Origin of the sequence: Sphingomonas mali NBRC 15500, assembly GCF_001598415.1 — a bacterium.
Lineage (GTDB): Bacteria > Pseudomonadota > Alphaproteobacteria > Sphingomonadales > Sphingomonadaceae > Sphingomonas > Sphingomonas mali.
In genome coordinates this window covers 1-23,920 of sequence record NZ_BCYX01000014.1, presented here as the reverse complement: position 1 = coordinate 23,920, position 23,920 = coordinate 1, and the positions used below count along the sequence as shown (strand labels likewise).

General features: G+C 66.2%; 19 protein-coding genes. 6 read left to right on the top strand and 13 right to left on the bottom strand.

Annotated features, from left to right (window positions below; translation table 11 throughout):
- Position 1: 1 nt before the first annotated feature.
- Positions 2-247, bottom strand: a complete 246-nt coding sequence (locus SMA01S_RS11945; protein ID WP_066822067.1) for a hypothetical protein — start codon at positions 245-247, stop codon at positions 2-4.
- Between the two features lie 156 nt (positions 248-403).
- Between SMA01S_RS11945 and SMA01S_RS11940 the strand changes: the two genes are divergently transcribed.
- Entirely contained in the window at positions 404-601 is a 198-nt protein-coding gene (locus SMA01S_RS11940; protein WP_066822065.1) for a hypothetical protein, read from the top strand.
- Positions 602-663: 62 nt separating this feature from the next.
- Here SMA01S_RS11940 and SMA01S_RS11935 read toward each other — a convergent pair whose 3' ends face one another.
- Together SMA01S_RS11935 and SMA01S_RS24845 are read right to left on the bottom strand one after the other, a co-directional pair.
- Positions 664-1,659, bottom strand: coding sequence for an ATP-dependent DNA ligase (locus tag SMA01S_RS11935; protein ID WP_066822063.1), 996 nt, complete (start codon positions 1,657-1,659; stop codon positions 664-666).
- A 37-nt stretch (positions 1,660-1,696) separates the two neighbouring features.
- On the bottom strand, positions 1,697-1,867 hold the full coding sequence (locus tag SMA01S_RS24845; RefSeq protein ID WP_169804228.1) for a hypothetical protein: 171 nt from the start codon (positions 1,865-1,867) through the stop codon (positions 1,697-1,699).
- Positions 1,868-2,103: 236 nt separating this feature from the next.
- On the opposite strand from SMA01S_RS24845, the gene SMA01S_RS24195 reads away from it, so the two are divergent.
- Positions 2,104-5,091: a response regulator gene (locus SMA01S_RS24195; protein WP_084250264.1), complete on the top strand. Its 2,988-nt coding sequence runs from the start codon at positions 2,104-2,106 to the stop codon at positions 5,089-5,091.
- Positions 5,092-5,140: 49 nt separating this feature from the next.
- On the opposite strand, the gene SMA01S_RS11920 is transcribed toward SMA01S_RS24195, so the two are convergent.
- The 8 genes from SMA01S_RS11920 to SMA01S_RS11890 form a co-directional block, all read right to left on the bottom strand.
- A complete protein-coding gene (locus SMA01S_RS11920; protein WP_066822057.1) occupies positions 5,141-5,323 on the bottom strand; it encodes a hypothetical protein in 183 nt (60 codons plus the stop codon).
- Between the two features lie 96 nt (positions 5,324-5,419).
- Positions 5,420-5,575 carry a DUF3309 family protein gene (locus tag SMA01S_RS24190; RefSeq protein WP_157093917.1) on the bottom strand — a complete coding sequence of 52 codons (156 nt, stop codon included), beginning with the start codon at positions 5,573-5,575 and terminating at the stop codon, positions 5,420-5,422.
- A 140-nt stretch (positions 5,576-5,715) separates the two neighbouring features.
- Positions 5,716-6,921, bottom strand: coding sequence for a CaiB/BaiF CoA transferase family protein (locus SMA01S_RS11915; protein ID WP_066822054.1), 1,206 nt, complete (start codon positions 6,919-6,921; stop codon positions 5,716-5,718).
- A gap of 2 nt (positions 6,922-6,923) precedes the next feature.
- Positions 6,924-8,489: a carboxylesterase/lipase family protein gene (locus SMA01S_RS11910; protein WP_066822051.1), complete on the bottom strand. Its 1,566-nt coding sequence runs from the start codon at positions 8,487-8,489 to the stop codon at positions 6,924-6,926.
- Complete coding sequence (locus SMA01S_RS11905; RefSeq protein WP_218016887.1) at positions 8,486-10,306, bottom strand: glycoside hydrolase family 127 protein; 1,821 nt, start codon at positions 10,304-10,306, stop codon at positions 8,486-8,488. Before SMA01S_RS11905 ends, SMA01S_RS11910 begins: the two co-directional genes overlap by 4 nt.
- A 7-nt stretch (positions 10,307-10,313) precedes the next feature.
- Entirely contained in the window at positions 10,314-12,458 is a 2,145-nt protein-coding gene (locus SMA01S_RS11900; protein WP_066822048.1) for an SUMF1/EgtB/PvdO family nonheme iron enzyme, read from the bottom strand.
- 10 nt (positions 12,459-12,468) lie between these two features.
- Positions 12,469-13,422: a ribokinase gene (locus SMA01S_RS11895; RefSeq protein ID WP_218016886.1), complete on the bottom strand. Its 954-nt coding sequence runs from the start codon at positions 13,420-13,422 to the stop codon at positions 12,469-12,471.
- A 13-nt stretch (positions 13,423-13,435) separates the two neighbouring features.
- Positions 13,436-15,679: a TonB-dependent receptor gene (locus SMA01S_RS11890; RefSeq protein WP_066822046.1), complete on the bottom strand. Its 2,244-nt coding sequence runs from the start codon at positions 15,677-15,679 to the stop codon at positions 13,436-13,438.
- Positions 15,680-15,921: 242 nt separating this feature from the next.
- Between SMA01S_RS11890 and SMA01S_RS11885 the strand changes: the two genes are divergently transcribed.
- From SMA01S_RS11885 to SMA01S_RS11875, 3 genes are read left to right on the top strand one after another with little or no spacing between them, the layout of a single operon-like run.
- A complete protein-coding gene (locus tag SMA01S_RS11885; protein WP_066822044.1) occupies positions 15,922-16,755 on the top strand; it encodes an HpcH/HpaI aldolase/citrate lyase family protein in 834 nt (277 codons plus the stop codon).
- Positions 16,755-19,154 (top strand): sodium:solute symporter, encoded by a 2,400-nt coding sequence (locus tag SMA01S_RS11880; protein WP_066822042.1) that lies wholly within the window; start codon positions 16,755-16,757, stop codon positions 19,152-19,154. The genes SMA01S_RS11885 and SMA01S_RS11880 overlap by 1 nt, the downstream gene beginning before the upstream one ends.
- A 32-nt stretch (positions 19,155-19,186) precedes the next feature.
- Positions 19,187-20,047 (top strand): LysR family transcriptional regulator, encoded by an 861-nt coding sequence (locus SMA01S_RS11875; RefSeq protein WP_218016885.1) that lies wholly within the window; start codon positions 19,187-19,189, stop codon positions 20,045-20,047.
- 33 nt (positions 20,048-20,080) lie between these two features.
- Here SMA01S_RS11875 and SMA01S_RS11870 read toward each other — a convergent pair whose 3' ends face one another.
- Together SMA01S_RS11870 and SMA01S_RS11865 are read right to left on the bottom strand one after the other, a co-directional pair.
- Positions 20,081-21,097 (bottom strand): LacI family DNA-binding transcriptional regulator, encoded by a 1,017-nt coding sequence (locus SMA01S_RS11870; RefSeq protein ID WP_066822039.1) that lies wholly within the window; start codon positions 21,095-21,097, stop codon positions 20,081-20,083.
- A gap of 127 nt (positions 21,098-21,224) precedes the next feature.
- Positions 21,225-23,498, bottom strand: a complete 2,274-nt coding sequence (locus SMA01S_RS11865; RefSeq protein WP_245649249.1) for a glycoside hydrolase family 3 protein — start codon at positions 23,496-23,498, stop codon at positions 21,225-21,227.
- Between SMA01S_RS11865 and SMA01S_RS25150 the strand changes: the two genes are divergently transcribed.
- Positions 23,497-23,920 (top strand): hypothetical protein (locus SMA01S_RS25150; protein WP_245649248.1); only part of this gene is annotated, 424 nt, incomplete at its 3' end. The two genes, SMA01S_RS11865 and SMA01S_RS25150, sit on opposite strands and share 2 nt — an antisense overlap.

Here is a 23,920-nt window from a genome sequence, read left to right as displayed (position 1 = left end):
GTCAATCCGCCCGGCTTGCGTGTTCGTTTTCCTCGGCTGGATCCATGTTCTGATCCGCAAAGACCGCGCCCGAGCTTTCCTCGACGACCACCTCGCGGCCATCGACATGGAGCGTGCGCGCCAAGGCCGCCGTATCGCCTTCCTGATCTCTCGAGCGCTCGCCCCGCATGCCGCCCTTCGCGACGGGGGGCGGATTGTCGGCGTCCGGGGTTCCGTAAAGATGCGGGCCATCGTTCTTCTCGGCCATTTTCAGTCTCCTGGTGCGTGCGCCGGAGAACCATCGAGGCGACATTCGTTTCCGCCGGGGCTCGGCTTTCTCGCTAATCTGGATCAGGGTCGTCCGCGTCGAGGGAACGCGAGTCACTGCAATCCGGTTGTGGAGCGGCAACCGAGGAGAGAGACGATGGTCGACCGTGCCAATGCCGATGAAGGCGCCGATCCCAGCGACGACATCAGGAAACAGAATCCTGGCGAGACGACGACCGCCGATCTTGCCGAGAAACCCGACGACGATCCTTCCGGCGCCAACAAACCCGAGCCGGTGGAAGACCGTCCCAATGTCGGGCAAGTGAAGCCGGAGGACTATCCCGCGCAACAATGAGCGCGGGTTCCGGTGGGGGGTGATCGCCCAATCCGGGATGGCTGCGCCGGCGCCGTTGCGCATCACCTCTCGAGTTGTTCCATCCGGCATTGGCGCGGCGCCTTGTCCGGGCGCCATCGCAGGAAGCGGGTGCCGTGCCGGAAACGTTCGTCCGTCACGTGATCGAACCGAACCTCGACGACCAGCTCCGGCTTCAACGGCTGCCAATCGCCGGATCGGTCCGTCGCCCAGCGGCTCGGGCCGCCTGGTGAGCGGCCGGTGAAGCCGGGTTTGGCTATCAGTTTTTCGAGCTGCGGGGTGAGCATGCGGCGCTCGGCGACGCTGAGTGCGGAGGTGTATCCGACATGGTTGAGCTTTCCGGCATCGTCGTACAGGCCGAGCAACAACGACCCCACGATCCGCTCGTTGGCGGCGTAGCGGAATCCGCCCACGACGCAGTCCGCGGTACGTTGGCGCTTGACCTTGATCATGGCGCGCTCGCCGGGCCGATACGGCGCGTCCAGGTCCTTCGCGATCACGCCATCGGTGTCGCCGCCGCTCTCATCGAGCCAGCGCCGCGCGCGCTCCACGTCCAGGGTCGCTTCCGACAGGAACACCGAGAGATGGCCGAAGTCCGCCACGAGGTCGGCCAGCGCGGCGCGCCGCTGCCTGAGCGGTGCGTCGATGAGATTATGGGTGCCATCCTGGAGACAGTCGAACACCGCATAGCGCGCCGGCGTCTCATTCGACAGGCGCTCGATCCGGCTCGCCGCGGGATGCAGACGCGCCTGGAGCGCGGCAAAGGAAAGGCGGCGCTCGATACGGACGGTCAACTCGCCGTCGAGCACGCAGGTCGACGTCGCGGAGCGCGCGAGGATGTCGGCAATTTCGGGAAAATATCGGTCGAGCCGTTTTCCGGATTTGGAGAACAGGCGCACATCGCCTTGCCGGACATAAGCGAGGCACCGAAACCCATCCCATTTGGGCTCATACTGCCAGGTATCACCAACCGGGATATCCTTGACGAGGCGCGCCTCCATCGGCGCCACCAGCGGAATCAGCGAGGGACTGAACGTCATCCGTCACCGATCTGGCGACCGGGGAAATGCGTGGGCGTCACCGATCCCCGCGATCGCCCTGACCGGCCTTCACCTTGGTCTTGGCATGGTGCCGGACATCCTGGCTGAGCGACCGGCCGACATCGTCGGATTCCTTGAATTGGCCTTTGTCGTCGCGCCGGACATATCTTTTGTCGCTGCCGGTCTCGATCAATTCGCGTTTGGTCATGATCCTCTCCATGAATTGAAGAGGAAAACGCCCGAAGAGTCGGTCGGTTCACCTTCCGCGCAACCAGGGCAGCCGCGCGTTCGGGAAAAAAAATATGCGGCTTAGCCTAGGTTGTGGATTGGGATGTTGGGGATGCGCTCAATAGTCGCGCGGGCGACGCAGTAAGGACCAGCCGTGCCGGTGCAACCAATGTACGCTACTGGTCGTTCACGAACGTCTTGAAAAAAGGGGAAGGCATGACCGCAGCGGGTCGCCAGGGGCGCCATTCGATTACCGCCGACGAATGGCGGCAGATCGTGGACAGCGCGGTCGATACTGCCATCATCACCACCGACGTCGAAGGCCGGGTCACCAGCTGGAATGAAGGCGCGCATCGGCTGCTCGGCTGGCGAGAGGAGGACATGCTCGGCGGCACGCTCGAAGGGCTGTTTCCCGAAGGTTTGGGCGTCGCGGCGCTGGAAGGGGAGCGTAGCGAGGCGTTGAGCTCGGGCCGTGGCGGCGGCGCCGAAGGATGGCGGGTGCGCATGGATGGCAGCCGTTTCTGGGCGGCCGGGGAAATGACCCCGATCCGCAATGCCGACGGCGTGGTCGTCGGTTTTACCAAGGTGTTGCGTGACCGGTCGCGGCAACGCGAGGCGGAGGAAGCGTTGATCGAGGAGCGGCGCGCGCTCGAGGTTCTGAACCGCGCCGGCTCGGCGCTGGCCGCCGAGATCGACTTGCACAAGCTCGTCCAGATCGTGACCGATGCCGGCGTCGAACTGACCAAGGCGGCGTTCGGCGCCTTTTTCTACAACGTGCTGAACGACACCGGCGAGAGCTATATGCTCTACACGCTGTCGGGAGCGCCCGAGGAGGCGTTCTCGAAATTCCCAATGCCGCGCAACACCGCGGTATTCGCGCCGACCTTCAACGGCGAGGGGATCGTTCGCTCGGACGATATCACCAAGGATCCGCGCTACGGCCACAACGCACCCCGCAAAGGCATGCCGGAGGGCCATCTGCCGGTGCGCAGCTACCTTGCCGTGCCGGTGATCGCGCGCAACGGTGACGTGATCGGCGGGCTGTTTTTCGGCCACGATCAGGCCGGCGTTTTCACGGCGGCGTCGGAGCGCGGCCTGGAGGGCCTGGCGGCGGAAGCCGCGGTGGCGATCGACAATGCGCGCTTGTTCCAGGCGCTCCAGCTCGAGCTGAGACAGCGCCGTGCCGCCGAAGCCGATCTCGCCGCAAGCGAGGACCGGCTACGCCTCGCCAATGAGGCGGCCGACATCGGGACCTGGGATTTCGATCCGGTGACGCGCGACTTGCGCTGGGACGGCAAGTGCAAGGAGCTCTTCGGCCTGCCGGCTGACACTGAGGTCAGCTATGAGGGCAGCTTCCTCGCCGGTCTTCACCCCGATGATCGCGAGCGTGCGGATGCCGCGGTGCAAGCGGCGCTCGAGCCCGACGGTTCCGGCAATTATGAGACCGAATATCGCGCGATTGGCCTCGAGGACGGTGTCGAGCGCTGGCTGGCGGCGAGCGGCCGCGCGATATTCGACGAGGGAAAGGCGGTACGGTTCATCGGCACGGTCCTCGACGTCACGGCGCGACGGCAAAACGAGGCGCGGCTGCGCGAACTCAATGACGGGCTTGAGGAGCAAGTCGCCGCGGAAGTCGCGCGGCGCAGCGAAGTCGAGGAAGCCTTGCGCCAGGCGCAGAAGATGGAAGCGGTGGGTCAGCTCACCGGCGGAATCGCGCATGACTTCAACAATCTGCTGACGGTCGTCACTGGCAATATCGGCATTGCCCAGCGGGCGCTCGATGCCGCGGACGTGGGCGATGTGCGTGCGCGACGCTCGCTCGACAACGCCATGAAGGGCGCCGAGCGGGCGGCGGCGCTTACCCAGCGGCTGCTTGCCTTTTCCCGTCGCCAGCCGCTCGCGCCCAAGCCGATCGATCCCGACAAATTGGTCTCGGGCATGTCCGACTTGTTGCAGCGGTCGCTCGGCGAGCTGATCCGGCTGGAGATCGTGACCTCGCCGGGCCTGTGGCGCACGGAGGCCGATCCCAACCAGCTGGAGAGCGCGATCCTCAATCTCGCGCTCAACGCTCGCGACGCGATGCCCGAGGGCGGCGAACTGACGATCGAGACCGGGAACGCCCGACTGGACGAGGGTTATGCCGCGATCCAGGCGGAAGTGCCGCCGGGCCAATATGTCATGATCGCGGTCACCGACACCGGGAGCGGCATGCCGCGCCAGGTGATCGAGCGGGCGTTCGAACCATTCTTCACCACCAAGGAGGTTGGCCGGGGCACCGGGCTCGGCCTTTCGATGATCTACGGTTTCGTCAAGCAGTCGGGCGGGCACATCAAGATCTACTCGGAGGAAGGCGAGGGCACGACGGTCAAGATCTACCTGCCGCGGCTGCTCAGCGGTGACCTGGAAGACGAGGAGCCGGCGCGATCGACGCCGGGGATCGAGCAAAGCCCGCGGCAGGAGACGGTGCTCGTCGTCGAGGATGACGATGACGTGCGTGCCTATACCGTCGATTGCCTGCGCGAGTTCGGCTATCGCGTGATCGAAGCGCATGACGGTCCGTCCGCGCTTCGTCTGCTCGAACGGCAGGCGGATCCCGTCGCGCTGCTGTTCACCGATGTGGTGATGCCCGGCATGAGCGGTCGCGACCTGGCCGAGCAAGCCCGCAAGGTCCAGGCGACCCTGAGGGTCCTTTACACGTCGGGCTATACGCGCAACGCGATCGTGCATGGCGGTCGGCTCGATCCCGGCGTCGAGATGATCACCAAACCCTTCACCTTCGAGGCGCTCGCCCAGAAGGTCCGCGACATGATCGATACCGGCACCGGCAGCGTCCTCATCGTGGACGGCGAATCCACGGTTAGATCGCTGCTTGTCGAGGCGTTGGGGGCCAGCGGATTGCGCATCGAGGAGGCCGGAACCGGCGGCGAAGCGCTGGGCAAGGTACGTGCCGCGCAGGGACGCTATGACGCGATCGTGCTGGACGACGAACTTCCCGATTATACCGGCGACGGCCTGTTGCGCGAGTTGCGCGCGCTCTATTCGGACTTACCCATCGTCGTCGCCTCGGGCGCGCGTGCCGCCCAACTCAAGCGACAGTTCAATGACGACCGCTGCGTGGCGGTGATCGCCAAGCCTTACAAAGCGGGCGCCCTGCAGGATACGCTTCGGCTGCTCGGCGTCGCTTGCCTGGAGGCCGAAAAATAACAGCGGAATTGGGGGCCGGCGCATTGGAAAAACCGGCCCCCAGAATAAGTTACGGCTTCGCCGGCGTGTCGATCTTGATGTCGGCGTCGACCTTTTTCGTATTGCCGAGCATGTTCTGACCAAACATCAAGAACAAGACCACGGCGATTACCGCCAAGACGACGGCGAGCAGGGCAATAGCTCCTCCGCTACCGCCTCTCTCGATCACGGTCGTTTTATCATCGTCTGCCATTACGCCTCTCCTTTATTGTTGTGCGATAACCGGCAGGGCCATTGCGCGGTTCCAACACTACGGATTTGTTTCCGAGCATTGGCTGATTGGAGAAGCTCAGATTCTGCCAAGCAACAAGAGGACGATCAGGATCAGGACGATCAGTCCCAAGCCGCCTGAGGGCGCATACCCCCAATTGCGGCTATGACCCCAGGTCGGGAGTGCGCCGATCAAGGCAAGTATCAGGATGATTATGAGGATCGTTCCAAGCATCATTCCGCTCCTGTTCTGATTGGGAAGTACAACCAGCGGACACAGTTGCGGTTCCGACGACGGCGCCGGTGCGCTATGAACTCGGCTCTTCGCTGTGGCGCCCCTTTCTTGTCTATGAAGCGGCGCGGACGAACCGGCGGTCAGGGCATGCCAGGCGCGGACTCGTCGCCTGACGGCACCGCCGGAACGTCATCGTCATGCTGCCCGAGCATCGGTGCGGCGAAGGGCTCGGGGCCCGGCGTGCGCGCGAATTTGATCGCCCGGGCGACGCCGCGATAGCGGCCGAGAACGGGGTGCGCGATGCTCGTCACCATGGCTTCGGCGAGCACCTGCGGATGTTCGAACATCTCCTCGATATGGTGCACGGCGGAACAGGGCACGGCCTCGCCGAACACCTCCTCCCATTCGAGCGCGCTCCGCTGGGCGAGCGCGGCGTGGAGCAGCGGGACGAGCTCGGCGGCATGTTCGGCGCGCTTGCGGACGCTGTCATAGCGGGGATCGCGGGCAAGCGCGTCGAGCCCGGTCCGCTCGCACAAGGCATTCCAGAAATGCGGCGTGTTGGCCGACAGATAGAGATAGCCGTCGCCGGTCGGGTGGAGGCCGGTGATCCCGCCCGAGCGCATGTCGCGCGAGATGTCGTGCGCCTCGCCCTCGGCCTGGATCATCCGCGCCGACTGCATCGTCAACGCGCTGCGGAGCAGCGAGACGCCGACATATTGCCCCTTGCCGCTGCGCTCGCGCTCGAACAGGGCCGAGGAGACGCCGGCCGCGACCAACGCCGCGGCGTAATAGTCGACCGGCGAGCCATAGGTCAGCTCGGGCACCGGCGGCTTGCCCTGCAGCACGCACATCCCGGTCATCGCCTGGAGCACCTGATCGTACCCCGCCTTGCCGCGCAGCGGCCCTTCCTCGCCATAACCGGTAACGGCGCAATAGATCAGGCGCGGGTTGATCGCCTCGAGCTGGGCATGGCCGATCCCGAGCCGGTCGGTGACGCCGGGGCGGAAATTATGGACCAGCACGTCCGCCTGCGCGACCAGCGCCAGCAGCCGCGCGCGGTCGGCTTCGTCCTTGAGGTCGAGCACGATGCCGCGCTTGCTGCGGTTGACGCCGAGAAAGGCGCGGTTCTCGCCTTCGAGCGTGGAGGGATAGTTGCGCAGATTGTCGCCGGCCGGAGGCTCGATCTTGATCACGTCCGCGCCCTGATCGGCGAGCAGCGAGCAGCCATAGGGACCGGCGATATAGGCGCTGAGGTCGAGCACGCCGATGCCCGAGAGCGGCCCGCGCGGGCCGGTGCGCGCGGGATTGTCGAACGCGGAGGGGGAAGAAGGGGAGGCGCTCGTCAAGATCAGGTTCCCGGCTGGGTGTAGGGGGCGGGGGCGAACAATTCGCGCTGCCAGCGGCGTGGGTCGTTCTCGACCCGGCTGGCGACATCGAAGATCATCGTCGCCCGGCGGCGTTCGTCATAAGCGGGCCAGGCGGGCGATCCGGGCAGATCGGGACGGCCGGTGCGGGCGAAGGCGATGAAGCGCCGCTGCATCAGGCGCGACACGTTGCGTGTCTCCAGGCCATTACCGGTCCAGGCATAAGGCGCGTCGAACGTGCCGAAGACGAGCCCGATGTCGATGCCGTGGAACGCGCCGCGATCGGGGTTGGTCGGGGACTGGAAATCGACCTGGTAGACGAACGCCGGACGACCGGCGCGTGCGCGCGCCTCGGCCTCGATCACTTGCGGCCGCCAGCTGCGGCCATCGGTCGTCGCCGCATAGAAGATGTCCGCCGGGGAGGCTGCCGGCATGTGCGCGCGATAGGCGCGGACCAAAGCTTCGGGCAGGAGGTCGACCGGCAGCTCGGCGGCGATGCGGTCGGGCAAGGCATCCCAACTCAGGCCGCGCATTGCGGGCGAGGCGGGATCGGAGAAATCGCGCGTTTCGTCGCGCGTGCCGCCGAGCATCATATCGACGCCGAGTCCGTTCGGATGCGCATCGGGCCAGAAGGGGTGACGCGTCAGCGAGCGGCCGTCGAGGACCGGGCCGAAATAGATCTGGCTGTGCTCTACGGGATCGTCAGCATCGAGCGCCTCGATCAGCTTCTCGACCGGCTGATCGAGCAGGCGCCGGGACTCCGTATCCTTGATACCCAGCCGCGCCAGATAGGCGCGCGCGCGACGCGTCGCGTGGACCGGGCCGGACACCGTCACTTGCTGACCGCTCATCGTGATGGCGCGGCGGAACAGGCCGCGTGCCACCGGCATCGCCATCAGGGTCGCGATCTTGGCGCCGCCGCCCGATTGCCCAATCAGCGTGACGCGCGCCGGATCGCCGCCGAACGCGGCGATATTGTCGCGCACCCATTGCAGCGCGAGCACGAGGTCGAGCTGCCCGGCATTGCCGCTATTGGCAAAGCCCGCGTCAAGCCGCGCCAGATAGAGATAGCCGAGCGCGTTGAGCCGGTGGTTGACCGTCACCACGACGATGTCGCCGGCCGCGGCGAGTCCGTGGCCATCGGTGATCGGGTCGTTGGCGCTGCCATAGGCATAGCCGCCGCCATGGATCCACACCATCACCGGCAACCGCGCGCGGGCGTCGGGCGCGGGCGTCCACAGGTTGAGGAACAGGCAGTCCTCGGATTGCGGGCGGCGCTTGCCGCGCTGCGGACAAGCCGGGCCGGGCTCGGTCGCAAGGACTGTTTCCCGCACCAACGGTGCCGCGACGGGCGCCGCGAAGCGCGGGGCCTGGCCGTACCGGATGCCCCGGAAGGTCGCGATGCCGTTCTGCCGTCGACCCTGGAAACGTCCGGCGCGGCAGGTCACGATCGGATCGCTCGCCGCCCGGGCCGCGCCGGTGGCAAGCAACGCGGCGCTCCCCGCGATCATCGCGCGCCTGGTCGGTGCGGGGAATGCGCCAGCCGTCATGCGCCGGCCTCCGCATCGTCGGCCAGGCCGAGCCAGGTCAGCCGCCACGCCCCGTCGCGCCGGCCGCCCACGCGGTACCAGGGCTCGAACACGATCGCGGCGCGGCCTTCGGGCTCCAGGCGCACAGTTTCGCCATCGGCGACGGCGAGCGGTGCGCCAACGAACCGCACCGTCTCGCCGCGTTTGAAACCGTCGATCAGCCCGGTCGCATAAGCGAGCGGCCCGCGCGTGATCGCGACGAAATCGTAGCGCATCACTTCCTGAGCCACCGGTTCGCCGCCCGGCGCGAGCGATTCCTGGACATTGCGCTGGACCGCGCGGTGCAGCTTGGGCGGCATGGGCAGATCAACAATGATCGTGTCGCCGGGCGTCCAGTACCGCTCGATCCGTGCATAATCGCCGGGCGTCGCGGTGATGCTGTCGTCGCCAATGCGCACGGTGGCGTGCTCGGCCCAGTCGGGAATGCGGACGTGGATCGCGAAATACGCGAGCGATGCCGGCGTCACCTCGATCCTGATCGGTCCCTCGAACGGGTAGGGCGTTTCCTGGCGAAGCCGGACCTTACCCACGTTCGGCAAGGCGACGTCGGCGACGGACGGACCGAGCAAATTGACCGCCAGCGCGCCGCCGGCGGTCACGCCATAGGCGATCGCGGGCAGCTCCTCGAGCGCCATCGCCCCGCTCGACTTGCAGCAGCGCCAATAGGTCGTGTGGGTGCGCCGGCCGTTGGGGAAGGAGTAATAGCACCAATCCTCGCCGTCGGGCGCCTGCGCGCCGAGCAGATCGTTATAGGCGCTGCGCTCGATCTCCTGCGCGAAGACGGCGTCGCCCAGGATCGTCAGCAATTCGCGGTTGAGCTGAATCCAGGCCATGGTCGAGCAGGTCTCGACATAGGCTTCGGGGCTGAACACGCCGGCGGGATTGAAGACTTCGCGCGAGCGATGCGCGACGCCGCCCCATGGTCCGCCGCCAAGCGTCAGGTGATGCGCGCGCACCGCCTGCCAGATGTTGCGGACGGCGGTGAGGTAGTGCTCCTCGCCAGTCGCGCGATGAAGCTTGGCGAGGCCGACCAGATTCCACAGCAATTGATAGGCCTTGCCGGTGGCGATCTCCGACGGGTCGGCGCCGGCGAGGGCCATGCTCAGCAACCGATTGCGCGGCTCCTGCTCGGCTTGCTCGATCACCAGTCGCGCAAGGTCGAGATAGCGTTGCTCGCCGGTCGCGAGATAGAGCTCGACCGCGGGGTCGAGCAAAACCGTCGCCGACAGGCCGAAATGATTGCCGAGATCGGTGATCGCGATCCCGCCCGTCGTCAGGGTTTGCCAGCACAGGTCGCCGATGCGGCGGGCAGCGGCGAGATGGCGATCGTTGCCATTTGCCTTCCACAATTCGAGCAGGCCCAGGACCAGGTAGGAATGCGTCCAGATGTCCCAGGTGCGCAGCGCTGGCGCTCCGTCCCACGTCACTGGCTTAGGCGGCTGCGGCACCATGAAGCGGCGCGACGGCGCGTAATTGCCGAGATAGCCGTCGGCATCCTGGTGCTCTGTCAAATAGTCGGCGACGCGCACCACGCGCGCCAGCAGGGCATCGTCGCCGGCGCGCACGGCCGCGCGCGTCGCGGCGACCAGCCATTTGCCGGCATGCTCGCCATACCAATCGCCTTCCTCGTCACCTGCGACGATCTCGGGCGCGAACAGGGCGATCGCCGGACTGTGCTCGTCTGTGATGAAGTGCGAGAGCCTGCCCTTGCGATTGGCCTCGACCGCGTCGCCGAGCAGCCCGCTTAATGTCACCGCGCCGAGCGGTGCGAGGCGCATCGCCGGTTCAGCGATCGGCGACACAACGGAATCCGATCCCGGCCGAGCGGTCCTTGGCCGGCGCCATCAGCAGGAACTTGCCATGCTCGTCGAGCCGATAGGCCGGGGGGAAATACCAGTGCGAGGTCTGCGGCTGATAGGCGCTGCCGCCGCGCAGGACGCCGGCACGGACGCGATCGTCCAGATATTCGTCGGTCCACTGCCAGACGTTGCCGACCAGATCCATCACGCCGAACGGGCTCGCGCCGGCGGGATGCGCGTCGACATCGGCCGGCGCCGGCATCGTGCGGTCGAGCGACGGCGCGGGGACCGCCGCCTCGTCCCATTCATTGCCCCAGGGGTAGGATCGGCCGTCGGTCCCTTGGGCGGCATATTGCCATTCCCATTCGCGCGGCAGGCGCTTGCCCGCCCAGTCAGCATAGGCACGCGCATCCTCGATCGCGACCCAGGTGACGGGCTTGTTCTCCCATCCGGCGGGCGGTGCGCCGTCCTGCCAATGGCGCAGGAAATTGCGGTCGTCGGCAGGCGCGTAGCCGCTGGCGTCGAGGAAGGTCTTGAACTGAGCGTTGGTCACCGGAAAACGGTCGATCCAGAAGGCATGGATCGCCATGCGGCGGCGATGATGGCGGCGCGGGCTGTCTTCCCAGGGATATTGCACATCGACGCCGTCGGCGGCGTAACCCTCGATCTCGATTCCGTGCACCGCGAAGTCGAACTCGCCGGCGGGGATCGCGACCATGCCGTCGGGCGCGTCGGCATGCCGAGCAGTTGGCGCGATCGGTACGAGTTCCTGCTTGGCCGAACTCCAGCTCGCCGGGATCGAGGCGAGCGGCGTGGCGGCGCGAGCGTGCATCTCGGCCAGGAAGGCGTCGAGACCTGCGACGGTCTCGCCCTCCGCGACGGCGAGGATCGCGCCGAAACCGCGCCCGGCAATGTCGAGCGTCAGGATCGCGCGGTCGCCGTCGATCCGCGGATCGAGCGCGACGCCGTTCCAGGCATCGAAATACTTCGTGCCGGCCTTGTGCGGCACCGCAAGCTGCTCGCCATCAATGGCATAGTCGGCGCGATTGATCAGCGTCCATAAGGTCCGACCGGCGCCGGGGAAGCGGCTGGCGAAGATTCCGGCCTGCAATGTCCGCTCGTACGGCCGCCAGTCGGGGCTGACGATCAGCGGCGCGAAGAAGCGCTGGACCATCGCCACCCGACGCAGCGTCTCGGCGTCGCGCGGCGTGAAGCGGTTGACGAAGCCGAACACATTCTCCCAGGCGACGTAACCGACGCCGTTGAAGAAGGCGTGCTGCAGGTCGTTGGTCCGTGTGCGGCTCCACCGATTCTCGATATTGATGATGTGCCGGGGCTCGAGCCATTTGAGCTTGAGCACCGTCGGGATGCTCTCGTCGGGGACGCGCTTGGTCCAGCTCTGCAGGTTCCAGCTGAGGATATGGTCGCCCGCCTGTGCCGTCGTCTCGGGCTGCAGCACCACCGCACCGCCCGCCGCCTCGCACGCTTTGTGGAAGGCGAGCGGCACGCCGCTATAGGTGTCGCCGTTGATGCCGTCGGCACCGGTCGCCGCGACGATCGCCGCCATCCGTTCCCAGTCGGGCGCCTCACCGGGCTTCGTGCCATTGTCCCATGGCATGGTCGGCAGGAACACCTTGACCCCGCGACGGTGGAAATCGGCGACCGCCTGTTTCAGCCCTTCGATCCCGCCGGGGAGCGCATCGACCAGGTCGAACTGGCTGCGGTCGTCGATCCCGATATTGGGGTAGATGTACCAGAGGAGCACGCTGTCGATCGTGCCGAGCCGCGCCTCGAGATCGTCGAGATAGCGGTCGACGGTATAGCGGCCCGTGTCGGCATCGTAGAAATAGCGGTCCTCGACCATCAACAGATGATGGACGAAATTCGCCTGCGACCATCGGAGCTCGGGGCGGCGGTACAGCTCGTCGTCGAAGCCGATGCGGATCAGATGCTCGCGGCGCCATTCAATCAGCCCCTGCACCCATTCGTCGGCGGCGCCGTCGGCGTCGATTTTCCAGCGGCCCATTTCCTGGAACGGCCAGCCGGGGACCTTGCCCGGCGTCGGCAAATAGGGGCCGGTGAGCGCGTGCGAGAATTTGACGTCGCTGGTCGTGCGGATCGGGTTGGTCATGGGACTTTCTTCAATTCGCTGCCGGGCTCAGGCCGCAATAAGCGGCGAGGTCGTCATGACCATGCTGGTGCGCCTCGATGATGAACGCATCCAGCTCGGCGCGCGGCGGGATGCTCGATTGCGCGCCCGCTTTGGTGGTGGCGAGCGCGCCGGCCGCCGCGGCACGGGCCAACGCGGCCGGCACGTCGAGACCGTCCGCCAGACCCGCGGCGAGCACGCCGCAAAAGGTATCGCCGGCGGCGGTCGTGTCGACCGGCGTGACGGCGAAGGCCGGCTGGAGCGCATAGTCCTGGCCGATGCGTGCGCAGGCGCCTCGCCCGCCCAGCGTCACGACCGTGGTCGCGACCCCAGTTCGTGCGAGCCGCTCGGCGATCGATCCCTCGGCACCCACGAGCACGCCAAGCTCGTCTTCGTTCACGACCAACAGGTCGACCGCCGCGAGCAGGGAGGAGGGCAAAGCGCGCGCCGGCGCGGCGTTGAGCAGCACTTTGATCCCGCGATCGCGCGCGGTTCGGGCGAACGCCGAAACCGTGTCGAGCGGCGTTTCCAGCTGCATCACCAGCCACGATATTCCGTCGAGATCGGGCAGATCGTCGGGGCCGAGATCGGCGTTGGAGCCGGGGGCGACCGTGATCGCATTCTCGCCCTCGTCGGACACGGTGATCAGGGCCGCCCCGGTCGATCGCGACGAGCGCCGGACGTCGAGGTCGACGCCGGCGCTGGTCAACGACGTCGCGATCAACCGCGCGAGATCGTCATCGCCGAGCGCCGCAACCATCCGGGTGCCAACGCCGCCGGCGCGGGCAGCGGCTACCGCCTGATTGGCACCCTTGCCGCCGGGGAAGATCGCGAGGTCGCCGCCGAGCACTGTCTCGCCGGCCGCGGGGATGCGGGCAGCTCGGACGACGAAATCGGCATTGGCGGAGCCGGCGATCAGCACCGACGGTTTGGAGCGATCGCCCACGGCCCTTCTCGCCTTAGAAATTGCGGCTGAACGTCAACGACACCGTCCGTCCGCGGCCCGCGAAATAATTCTGATAGATATCGATCTGCGACGAGCTCAGGAAATAGAATTTGTTGAACAGATTCTCGACGCCGAGCGAGAAGGTGCCGACTTCCCCGACCCTGTAATTGGCCGTGGCGTCGAACAAGGTATAGCCCTTGGTATGCTCGTTGATCGTGTTGAGGTCGCGCCCGAAGAGCCGGCTGGCGCCGAACGAGACCGATCCGTGCTGGTTGAATTGCCAGGAAATCTGGCCGTTCAACTTGTCTGGCGCGATATTGATAATGCCCAGCTGGACGTCCAGCGGCGACGTGATGCCATTGGCCTTCGTGGTCTTGCCGATGACGTGGCTGTACAGCGCGTTCAGCCGCAAGGTCGAGGTCGGCCGGAACTCGGCGGTGACGTCGATGCCGTAGATCTTGATCGGCTTGCGGTTGAGGACATAGTCCTTGGTCACCGGATCGACCGACAGGCTGGATCCAAGAGCCGACTTGGACTGGTAATAGGACACGCCGAAGCTGCCCTGCTTGCCGCGCCAGTTGAAGCCCACTTCCTTGTTCTTGAAGATCACCGCCTCGAGGTCGAGCAGCCCTTCGACCGACTTGCCCGGGACGTTCACGTTGCGCAGCGGAATGCCGAAATTGGGTAGCGTGAAGCCCTCGCCGTAAGTGGCGTAGACCGAGAAGCCGCTGCCCAGCCGGCCGATCGCGCCGGCGTTGAACAGGTCGTTCTTGTACTTGAGCGTACCGCCCTTCACGAACACGCTGTTGCGGTAATAGGTCGTGGTATAATCGTCGACCTTCACCCGGCCGTCCTCGTGGCGCATGCCGCCGCTCAGCGTGATCGGGCCGATCTCATATTCGAGCTGAACATAGGGTCCGAAGCTGGTGTAGTTCATCGGCGGCACCCAGACGCGGTTGGTCACCGCGAGATATTGCTGGGTCTGGTCGTGGACCAGGTCGACGCCGAACCGCAGTTCGAGCCCCTTCAGCAGGAAATCGGGGTGCGTGTACGAGGTGCGCAGGCCGTATTTCTTCGAGAGGATTTCCGACTGGTCGTAGAGTTTGCCGGTCGGGTCGATCCTAGGATCCTGCTTGTCGATGCTGTTGTCGCCCGGGAAGCGCATCTCCTGCTTGGCGTAATAAGCGGTCGCGACCAGGCTGCCGCCGACCAGATCCTTGTTGGTGTAGTTGACCGCATATTGCTGGAAGCGGTTGAAGTCGGGCTTGAACAGCAACTGGCCGGTGAGCGGATCGACCGGCGGACCCGGCTCGGCGGTGTCGGGAATGCCCGTGGTCTGGTCCTTGCCCGCCGGCGGGCGGACGCCAGCGACATAATGATAGTCGCCATTGGCGGTGAGCTTGAAGTAGCTCGCCTCAGCCTCGAGCCGCTGCGAATCGTTGGCGCCGAAATCCTTGCCGACCTTCAGGAAGAAATCGACCTGTTTGGAATCGGCCAGCGAGCTCGACGCGCTGAGGCCGATGCGGCGCCCCTTGGCATCATAGGTGATGCCGCGGCTGAGATACGAGGCGGCGGCGAAGATATCGATGCCGTCGGACTTGTGACTGATCGTGCCGCCGATCTTCCAGACCGAGCTATCGTCGTCGAACTGCGTTCCGAAGCGGCCGGAGACGCCGAAATGCGTGCCAGGCTCGGTCGCGCGCTTGGAGATATAGTTGATGATGCCGCCGGCGGCGCCGATGCCTTCGGCCGCCGAGGCGCCGCCGATCACTTCGATCCGCTCGATCGTCGCCATGTCGGTGAAGGTCGCGTTGCGGCTGCCGTCGCGCAGCGGCGTCGACTGCGGAATGCCGTCGAACAGATAGAGCGCGGTGCGGCCGCGCATCGTCTCGCCCAGCGTGTTGAGCGTCTGGTTCGACTCGGAATAGCCGGGCACCGAGCGGGCCAGGACGGCGGTCGCGTCCTCGGTGATCGTTAGCGAGCGTTTCACTTCGGCGGAGGTGATGACGGTGACCGCGCCCGCGATCTTGTCGACCGCCTTGGGCGAGCGGCTGCCGGTGACGACGATCTCGCCGCGATCCTCCGCGCTCTCCTGCTGGCCGGTGGCGCTGCTCTGGCCCTCGTCGACAGGTGCAGCCGCATTCGCGGTCTGCGGCTCGGCCGAAGGGACGGGATCGGGACTGGCCTGAGCAAAGGCCGGCAAAGCGACGCTCGACAGAAGAGCGGCGGCAAGCGTCAGACGCGCATGATCGTTCATTGGAAATCCTCCCCGGCGTATTTTTTCAGCAGCCTAAAGCGAGGCCGAGGCACGCAAAAGCGGCAGAGTGCTGCGTTCACACCCAAGATTTTCTGTGGTTCGCCGACCCAAGAATGGCTACGCTTCGGGGGGGTGAGACAACAGTTTTCCTGTTCTGTGAACGCAGCAACGCTGCGCTATTCCCGCGCTACAGACCGGTCGACCGCATCAGGCAAGGTGCGGCGACATGGGAGGGAGCTGCGATGCGCAGCAAGTTGTTCGTGCCGTGCTCGCGCCCCGAATTCTTCGCCAAGGCGTTGGCGGGAGATGCCGACGCACTGTCGTTCGATCTCGAAGATGCCGTGCCTGACAGCGACAAGGCGGCGGCACGCCTCCGTCTGGTCGAATGGTTGCGCTCGGACGCCGTCTTGTCGTCGGCCAAACGGATGATCGTCCGCATCAACGCGCTCGAAAGCCCCTTTTTCGCCGATGACCTCGCCGCGCTGGCCGGCCTTCGCGTCGACTGCGTCAACCTCCCCAAAGCCGCCTCGCCGGTCGCGGTGCGCATGGTCGCCGTGCAGATGGAAGCGGCCGGCATCGCCGCCGGCTTGCTGGTCAATATCGAGACCCCGCGGGGAATTTCCCAGGCCGCGGGAATTGCCGGCGCGCATCCGCGCGTGGTCGGCCTGCAGGTCGGGCTCAACGATCTCTTCGCGTCGCTCGGCGTGGATCGACACGATCTTCGCCATGTTCAGACCGCTTTATGGTCGATCCGGCTCGCGGCGGGCGAGGCCGCGCGCTTCGCCTTTGACGGGGCATGGCCCGATCTCGCCGACGACGATGGATTCCGCGCCGAGGCCGAACTCGCGCGCAGCCTCGGCTATCCGGGCAAGAGCTGCATCCATCCGCGCCAGGTAACGATCGCCAATGCCGTGTTCGACAAGGGCGAGGATGTGGCGCGGGCCCGGCGCCTGTTGGCGGCGGCCGCCGAGGCCGGCACGCGCGGGCATGGCGCGTTCCTGTTCGACGGCGCGATGGCCGATGCCCCCGCGGTCGCCGCGGCGCGCGAAACGCTTCGCCGCGCGGGAGAAGCCTGATGCGCGCGCTGCTCAAGCTGTTGCTGGCCGCCTGTCTGTTGATCGGATCCGCAGGGCCGGCTTTTGCCGAGCCGCCGATGTCGACGGTGGCGACCCGGCTCCCGACGCTGGCATCTGACAAACCGGTGCTGCTCGGAGCGGTCGACGGCCATCCCATAGCGATCGAACAAGGCGGGACGCGGGCGTTCGTGCTGGGTCCGCGCGGTTGGTCGGCGGTGAACCAACGTCGGATAGACGTGCCGACCCTGCTGGCGATGGTGAGCGACGGTCGCCGTACGGTGCTGCTCGGCGGTGCCGACGGCGTTACCAGCGTGGTGGCTGCGCTCCGATATTCGGATGGCGAGCTCACTCCTCGGGACCTGCCGCCGCTGCCCGTGCCGCTCAGATCCGCCACCGCCGCGTTCGAGCCCGACGCCTTGCTGATCGCCGGGTTGGATGGCGGCGGCAAACCGCATCTTCTTCGCCTCGACTGGACCACGCTGGATAGCTGGCAGTCGCTCGCTGCCTGGCCCGGTGGCGGCACGCCCGCTGCGCTCGCGGCGCAGAATGGTGGCATCTTCGTCACGTTGACGCGCGGGCAGCAATGGCGCTGGCTGAAGCTCAAGGGCTGGAGCGCGGGTGCGCCGGCGCCGGGCGCGGTGGTTCCCGGCTCGGCCCGCGCGATCGGTCAGGCCTATTTGCTCTATCTCATCGGCGGAGCGGACGGCGCGCGGCTCTACAGCTACAGCGCGATCACCGACGCCTGGGCACCGTTGGGATCGGCGCTGCCGCACCCCGCAGTCGCCGCCGTCAGCCAGGGCGACGGCATCCTGTCGGCGTGGCGCGACGGCAAGGGCCTCGCTTTCTCCGCGCTGACGCTCAAATCCGCGCGCCAGTCGATCGCACCGATCGATATGGCGATCATCGGCGTCTATCTGTTCGGCATGCTCGGCATCGGGCTGACCTTCTACCGGCGGGCCAAGCAGGGATCGTCGAGCGAGTTCTTCCTCGGCTCGCGGACCATTCCGTTCTGGGCCGCCGGGATCAGCATGTTCGCGGGCTCGATCAGTTCGATCAGCTATCTCGCGGTCCCGGCCAAGGCGTTCGAGACCGACTGGGAATATATCATGTCGAAGATGACGACGGTGGTCGGGCTGATGTTCGTCGCCGTCTTCGTCGTGCCGATCTTCCGCCGCCTGAACCTGGTGTCGGTGTTCAACTATCTCGAACAGCGCTTCCATCCCGCGATCCGCATGCTGTCGAGCGCGCTGTGGATCATGATGCAGATCGGTGGCCGGATGGGGATCGTGCTGTTTCTACCGGCAATGGCGATCGGCACGATCACCGACACCAACATCGTCGCGTGCATCGTCGTCGTCGGCCTGTTCACCATCGTCTACACCGCGCTCGGCGGGATGCGTGCGGTGGTGTGGACCGACGTCTTCCAGGTGCTGGTGCTGACCTGCGGCGCGCTGTTCGCGATCGGCTTCATCGTCTGGCAGATCGGTTTCGGTACCATCGTCGACACTGCGGCTGCGTTCGATAAGACCAGGATGCTGAACTTCAGCTTCGACGTCACCCAGCCGACGGTTTGGGCGTTCACGATCCTCGTCCTGTTCGACGTCGTGCTGACCTTTCCCAAGGATCAGGTGCTGATGCAGCGCGTGCTGGCGACGCCATCGGAAAAGGCCGCGGGGCGCTCGGTGTGGCTGTTCGCGGCGGTGCTGCTGCCCAGTGCATTCATGTTCTACATGATCGGCACCGTGCTGTTCGCTTATTACCGGGTGCATCCGGGGCAGCTCAATCCGTTGCTGCCGATCGACACGGTGTTTCCGTCATTCATCGGTACCGAGCTGCCGCATGGCGTGGTCGGGCTGATCATCGCGGGGTTGATCGCGGCGGCGATGGGCACGTTGTCGGGCATCATCAACAGCGTCGCGACCTTGCTGTCAGTCGATTTCTACGACCGGCTGATCCCTGGACGCAGCCAGCGCCAGATCGTCCGTTTCGCCGAGATCACCAGCGTGGGCGTCGGCCTGGTCGGGATCGCCATCGCGATCATCCTCTCGCGGCTCGACATCCACTCGCTGCTCGACCTCACCATCGAATTGTTCGGCCTGTTCGGCGGCAGTTGCGCGGGCGCCTATACGCTCGGCCTATTCACCCGCCGCGCCAATTGGCAGGGCGTCGCGATCGGCATCGTGCTCGCCTCGATCATCACGCTCGTCGTGTGGATCTTCGGCCTCGTCCATCCCTATCTCTATCTCGCGCTGGCAATCGCCTCGTCGATCGTGATCGGCTATGTCGCCAGCTTTCTGTTCCCGCCGCCCAGTCATTCGCTCGAAGGCCTGACGATCTTCACGCCACGCCGCGGCAAGATCCAATCGGAGGAGTCCCTGCTATCGACACCGGCTTCCTGAGGACCTTCGTCACGGTCGTCGACCAGGGATCGATGGCCGCCGCGGCGCGCGTGCTCAATATCAGCGCGTCAGCGGTCGCCCAGCAGCTCCACGCGCTCGAACGAGAGATGGGCGCGCCCTTGCTGCTCCGCGTCGGCCGGACGATGCGGATGACCGAACAGGGCGCGCGCGTCCTGGCCCCCGCGCGCAAGCTGCTGCGCGACGCCACCGATCTGCGCGGCATCGCGCAGGAAGGCGAAGTGACCGGCGAATTGTGGCTCGGCGCCTGCACCACCCCGCTGACCGGTCTGCTGCCCGACATCCTGGCGGGCGTGAGCAAGACCTTTCCCCAGGTCAACATCCACATCCAGTCGGGCAATTCGGCGCAGCTCTTCGTCGATGTCGAAGCGGGCAAGCTCGATGCCGCCCTGGTGCTCGAGGCGCCCTATCCGTTGCCCAAGACCTGCGACTGGCTGTTGTTGCGTGAGGAGCCGTTGATCGTGCTGGCGCCGCGCGCGCTGGCCGACCGCGATCCGCTTGATTTGCTGCGCGAGGAGCCGTTGATCCGCTACGATCGCAACCAATGGGGCGGTCGGTCGGCGGAGGTCTATCTGAACGAACTCGGCATCGTCCCGCGCGAGCGGTTCGAGCTCAATGCCCTGAATGCGATCGCGATGATGGTCGATCGCGGACTGGGCGTGTCGATCGTCCCCGATTGGACGCCGCCCTGGCCCGAAGGGATCGACATCGTCCGCCTGCAATTGCCCGAGCGGCGGATCGGCCGGCGTATCGGCATCGTCTGGTCGCGCTCCAGCGTTCGCATGCGACTGGTGACCGTGCTGCTGCAGGAAAGCGCGCGTCTATCGGCGATCGGGTCGAAGCCATCCGCGCGCCGCGACGAAGCGCGGCCTTAGCGGCCAGCGCGCGGTGCGCTCAGCTGCCGGCAATCAATGCCGCGCCGTCGCGAGGCTGCCGCGTTCGATGAACTCATAGGGCAGCTCGACGCAGGCGCTGCCGTCGCGGGTCTGCTGACCGGGGCCGACGAGCAGATCGATCGCCGCCGCGGCCATTTCCGGATTGGGCTGGCGCACGGTGCTGAGCTGTGGCCACGCCATGCGCGACACCGGCGCGTCGTCGAACCCGACGATCGACAGGGCCGAAGGGACGGCAATCTGGTGGCGCATGGCGACGACCAATGCGGCCAACGCCATTTCGTCATTGCTGGCGAAGATCGCGGTCGGCGGCTCGCTATCGCCCAGGATCGCCTCCGCCGCGATCAGGCCGCTGCGAAACGTGAAATCGCCCTGCAGCACCCGTTTCGGCGGGATCGATATGCCTGCGGCGGCAATGGCGTCGCAAAACCCTTCCCACCGCCGCACGGTCGCGCTGTGGGTGGGATTGCCCTTGATGAAGCCGATGTCACGATGGCCGAGCGCGATCAGCTTTTCGGTCACCTCGCGCGCCGCGGCACGGTCGTCCATGCGCACTTGCGGGGTGCGATCGAGTGCGTCTCCGGGCGCGATGCGCACGATCGGCACCTCGTTCGCTTCGAGCATGTCGATCAGGTCCGGCCAGTCGCAGATTGGCGGGGTGAGCACCGCGCCTGCCAGCTTTACCGTGCGCAAGGTGGCATCGAGCCGCGCCATCCAATCGGGTTGAGTGCGGTCGACCTCTTCGATCAGCAAGTGATGACTGAGCGCTCGACAGCGGGTAAGCGCGCCGCGCTGCAAGTCGGCGGCATAGACCGAGGCCGGATCGTCGAAAAACATCCCGATCAGGAAAGACTTGGCGCTCGACAGTCCGCGCGCGAACGCATTGGGCCGGTAATCGAGTTCGGCGACCACGCGCATGGCCTGCTCGCGCACTTCGGGGCGGACATGCACTTCATCGTTGATGACGCGCGACACCGTCTTGGGCGACACGCCCGCGCGTTCCGCGACGTCCTTGATGGTGACCGTCTTCATGCCATGCAAATGTCCGCCAACCGACCGGCCGGTGAGGCGGAGCGATAATACCAATTGGCGCGGACGCAAGGCCGGAACGTTCCGAAGACGATCCTGGCCGGCCTGACCCCCCGTGCAATGGCGGCCGTCAGCGGCAATCGACCACCCCTTCCGGCGGCGAGGCGAAGCGGATGGCCGAGATGGTCAGATCGAGCTGGCCTGCCGTGGTCAGCGTCAGCGGCTGAGTGACGCGGTCGAGCGGCGTGCCGGCAAGGCAGCGCAGCGGCACGGCAATCTGGTCCCATTGCTTGCTGGTCGCCAGCGCCGTCAGTCGCGCGGTCACGTCCCTGCCGCCCAGCAGGACCGGGGCGGTCGGCGCTTCGTCGACCTTGAGGTCGATGACCAGCGCGACATCACCATTGGCCTCTCGCGTCAGGTCGACCGGCTCGCCGACCAATGCCGCCGTCGCTCGCGCTTTCCCGGTCCAGCTGATCCGGATCGAATCTTCCTGTGCGCCACGATCGGCAGATCGCGCCGATATCAGCGCCGGATCGGGATCGGCCGAGAGCGCGCCATCATTACCGAACAGGAAGTGCCGGCCATTGGTCGGCTTGCCGCGGGCGAACAGGACGTTGCGATCGCCCTTTAGCGTGCCGCGATCTTCCGGCAGCGTGGCGAGATCGCCCTTGTCGCGCGTGGTGAGACCGAAGCCATAGGCAAAGAGCGGATCGTAGCCCGGATCGCCGACATTGAGCGGTACCTGATCCGGACGCTGGGGCCAGCTGAACGGCAATTTGCCCCGGAAGTCGGCCTTGCCGAACAGCAGGTCGGCGACGCCTTCTCCTTCCGATCCCGGCAGCCACGCAGCCACGAACGCATCCGATGCGTTGAGATAGGGATTCACCCAGAGCGGGCGCCCCGACAGGAATACCGCGACGACCGGGACGCCAGCGGCCTTCAACCGCCTCATCGTCGCCAGATTGTCGACCGTGGCGGGATCGTCGAACGCCACGTCACTGCGGTCGCCCTGGAATTCGGCATAGGGGTTCTCGCCGAAGACGACGATCGCGGCGTCCGGCTTCGCCGCGAACTTCCCGTCGACCGACAGAGTGGCCTTACCGCCGGCGGCCTTTACCTCATTATCGATGCCGCGCCAGACCGAGGTAGCGTTGGGGAAATCGCCGGGGAGGGTGCCGGTCCCTTGCCACGACAATGTCCAGCCGCCGGCCTGCTTCGCGACATTGTCGGCACCGTCACCGGCGACGAGAATAGTGGCGCCGGCCTTCAGCGGCAGCAGCGAACCCGCATTCTTCAGCAGCACCAAAGATTCGCGCACGGCCCGGCGCGCGACCGCGCGGTGATCGGGCGAGCCGAGCTGATCATATTGGCCGGCATAAGGGCGTTCGGACGGCCGCTTCGCATCGAAGATACCGGCGCGGAACTTGACCCGCAGGACGCGGCGCACGGCGTCGTCCAGCCGGCTCATCGGGATCGTCCCCGCTTTCACCTCGCGAAGGGTCGATTCCCAGATGCCTTTCCAGCTGTCGGGCGCCATATAGAGGTCGAGCCCCGCGAGGATCGCCTGGGGGCAGTCGGACGCGCTGCAGCCTTCGACCTGGGCGTGCGCGTTCCAGTCGCTGACCAGGAAGCCGTCGAAATTCCAGCGATCCTTGACGACGCCGGTCAACAGGCTGCGATTGCCGGTCATCTTGCGGCCGTTCCAGCTCGAAAAGCTGATCATGATCGACTGCACGCCGGCCTTGATCGCCGCTTCATAAGGTGGCGCGAACAGGTCGCGGAGTTGTGCCTCGGTCACCTGGGCGTCGCCTTGGTCCTTGCCGTCCTTGGTGCCGCCGTCGCCGAGGAAATGCTTGGCGGTGGCGATGACGTGCCGACCCTTCAGCCAGTCCCGCGAGCCGATCTTTCCCTGCAGCCCTTTGACCAGCGGCCCGGCATAGCTGGCGGCGATCTCCGGGACTTCGCCAAACCCTTCGTAGCTGCGGCCCCAGCGGTCGTCGCGGACCACCGCGATGGTCGGCGCAAAGGTCCAATCGATGCCGGTCACGCGCATCTCGATCGCGGTCACCTCACCGATTCGCCGCATCAGGGCCGGATCGCGCATCGCGCCGAGCCCGACATTGTGCGGGAACAGCGTCGCGCCGACGATGTTCGAATGGCCGTGCACCGCGTCTATTCCCCAGATCGCCGGGATGCGCGGCAGACTGGGATCGCCGCCGGTCGACGCGTCCCAAAAGGCGTCGGCCAGCGCGAGCCAATCCTTGGCGGGCGCGTTATATTTCCCGCCCGGATCCGAATTGCCGCCGTTGAACACCGATCCGAGATGATATTTGCGGACATCGTCGGGCGTGATCGAGGCGATGTCGCCCTGCACGATCTGGCCGATCTTTTGTTCGAGCGACATGCGCGCGATCAACTGGGTGATCTTGCCTTCGATGGCAGGATCTTCGCGCACCGGCGATTTGATCGCGGGCCAGGTGGCCGGGTTCGCGACGCTGGATGCGGCGGCGGAAGGGGCGTCAGCGCGCGCCGGTGATGCCGTCTGTCCTGACGCCGGCGCCCCGAGTGCCAAGGCAGCGATGGCAAGGCCGGCCAACGGCGCTCCCCTTAGAATCATCTCCACCCCTTATCGTTCTGCAGGCGTCGCTCGCCGAAACACATTGACATCGATGTCGGTCTTGGCGATCTACGTCAAGCATTTCGGAAAAACCGAACAAGGGGAGAGGGATGATCACCGCAGCGCGAGCCCTGACGTCCGACGCGCTTGCCTCCCCCATGCGCCGATTCTCGAATCCTCCCCCCGCCGTGCCTTGCGTCGGCGGGCTC

Excerpts from the sequence above, each read along its gene's own strand:
- SMA01S_RS11945 (WP_066822067.1), bottom strand. The coding sequence starts at position 247 with ATGGCCGAGAAGAACGATGGCCCGCATCTTTACGGAACCCCGGACGCC.
- SMA01S_RS11940 (WP_066822065.1), top strand. The coding sequence starts at position 404 with ATGGTCGACCGTGCCAATGCCGATGAAGGCGCCGATCCCAGCGACGAC.
- SMA01S_RS11935 (WP_066822063.1), bottom strand. The coding sequence starts at position 1,659 with ATGACGTTCAGTCCCTCGCTGATTCCGCTGGTGGCGCCGATGGAGGCG.
- SMA01S_RS24845 (WP_169804228.1), bottom strand. The coding sequence starts at position 1,867 with ATGACCAAACGCGAATTGATCGAGACCGGCAGCGACAAAAGATATGTC.
- SMA01S_RS24195 (WP_084250264.1), top strand. The coding sequence starts at position 2,104 with ATGACCGCAGCGGGTCGCCAGGGGCGCCATTCGATTACCGCCGACGAA.
- SMA01S_RS11920 (WP_066822057.1), bottom strand. The coding sequence starts at position 5,323 with ATGGCAGACGATGATAAAACGACCGTGATCGAGAGAGGCGGTAGCGGA.
- SMA01S_RS24190 (WP_157093917.1), bottom strand. The coding sequence starts at position 5,575 with ATGCTTGGAACGATCCTCATAATCATCCTGATACTTGCCTTGATCGGC.
- SMA01S_RS11910 (WP_066822051.1), bottom strand. The coding sequence starts at position 8,489 with ATGACGGCTGGCGCATTCCCCGCACCGACCAGGCGCGCGATGATCGCG.
- SMA01S_RS11905 (WP_218016887.1), bottom strand. The coding sequence starts at position 10,306 with ATGCGCCTCGCACCGCTCGGCGCGGTGACATTAAGCGGGCTGCTCGGC.
- SMA01S_RS11900 (WP_066822048.1), bottom strand. The coding sequence starts at position 12,458 with ATGACCAACCCGATCCGCACGACCAGCGACGTCAAATTCTCGCACGCG.
- SMA01S_RS11890 (WP_066822046.1), bottom strand. The coding sequence starts at position 15,679 with ATGAACGATCATGCGCGTCTGACGCTTGCCGCCGCTCTTCTGTCGAGC.
- SMA01S_RS11885 (WP_066822044.1), top strand. The coding sequence starts at position 15,922 with ATGCGCAGCAAGTTGTTCGTGCCGTGCTCGCGCCCCGAATTCTTCGCC.
- SMA01S_RS11880 (WP_066822042.1), top strand. The coding sequence starts at position 16,755 with ATGCGCGCGCTGCTCAAGCTGTTGCTGGCCGCCTGTCTGTTGATCGGA.
- SMA01S_RS11875 (WP_218016885.1), top strand. The coding sequence starts at position 19,187 with ATGGCCGCCGCGGCGCGCGTGCTCAATATCAGCGCGTCAGCGGTCGCC.
- SMA01S_RS11870 (WP_066822039.1), bottom strand. The coding sequence starts at position 21,097 with ATGAAGACGGTCACCATCAAGGACGTCGCGGAACGCGCGGGCGTGTCG.
- SMA01S_RS11865 (WP_245649249.1), bottom strand. The coding sequence starts at position 23,498 with ATGTCGCTCGAACAAAAGATCGGCCAGATCGTGCAGGGCGACATCGCC.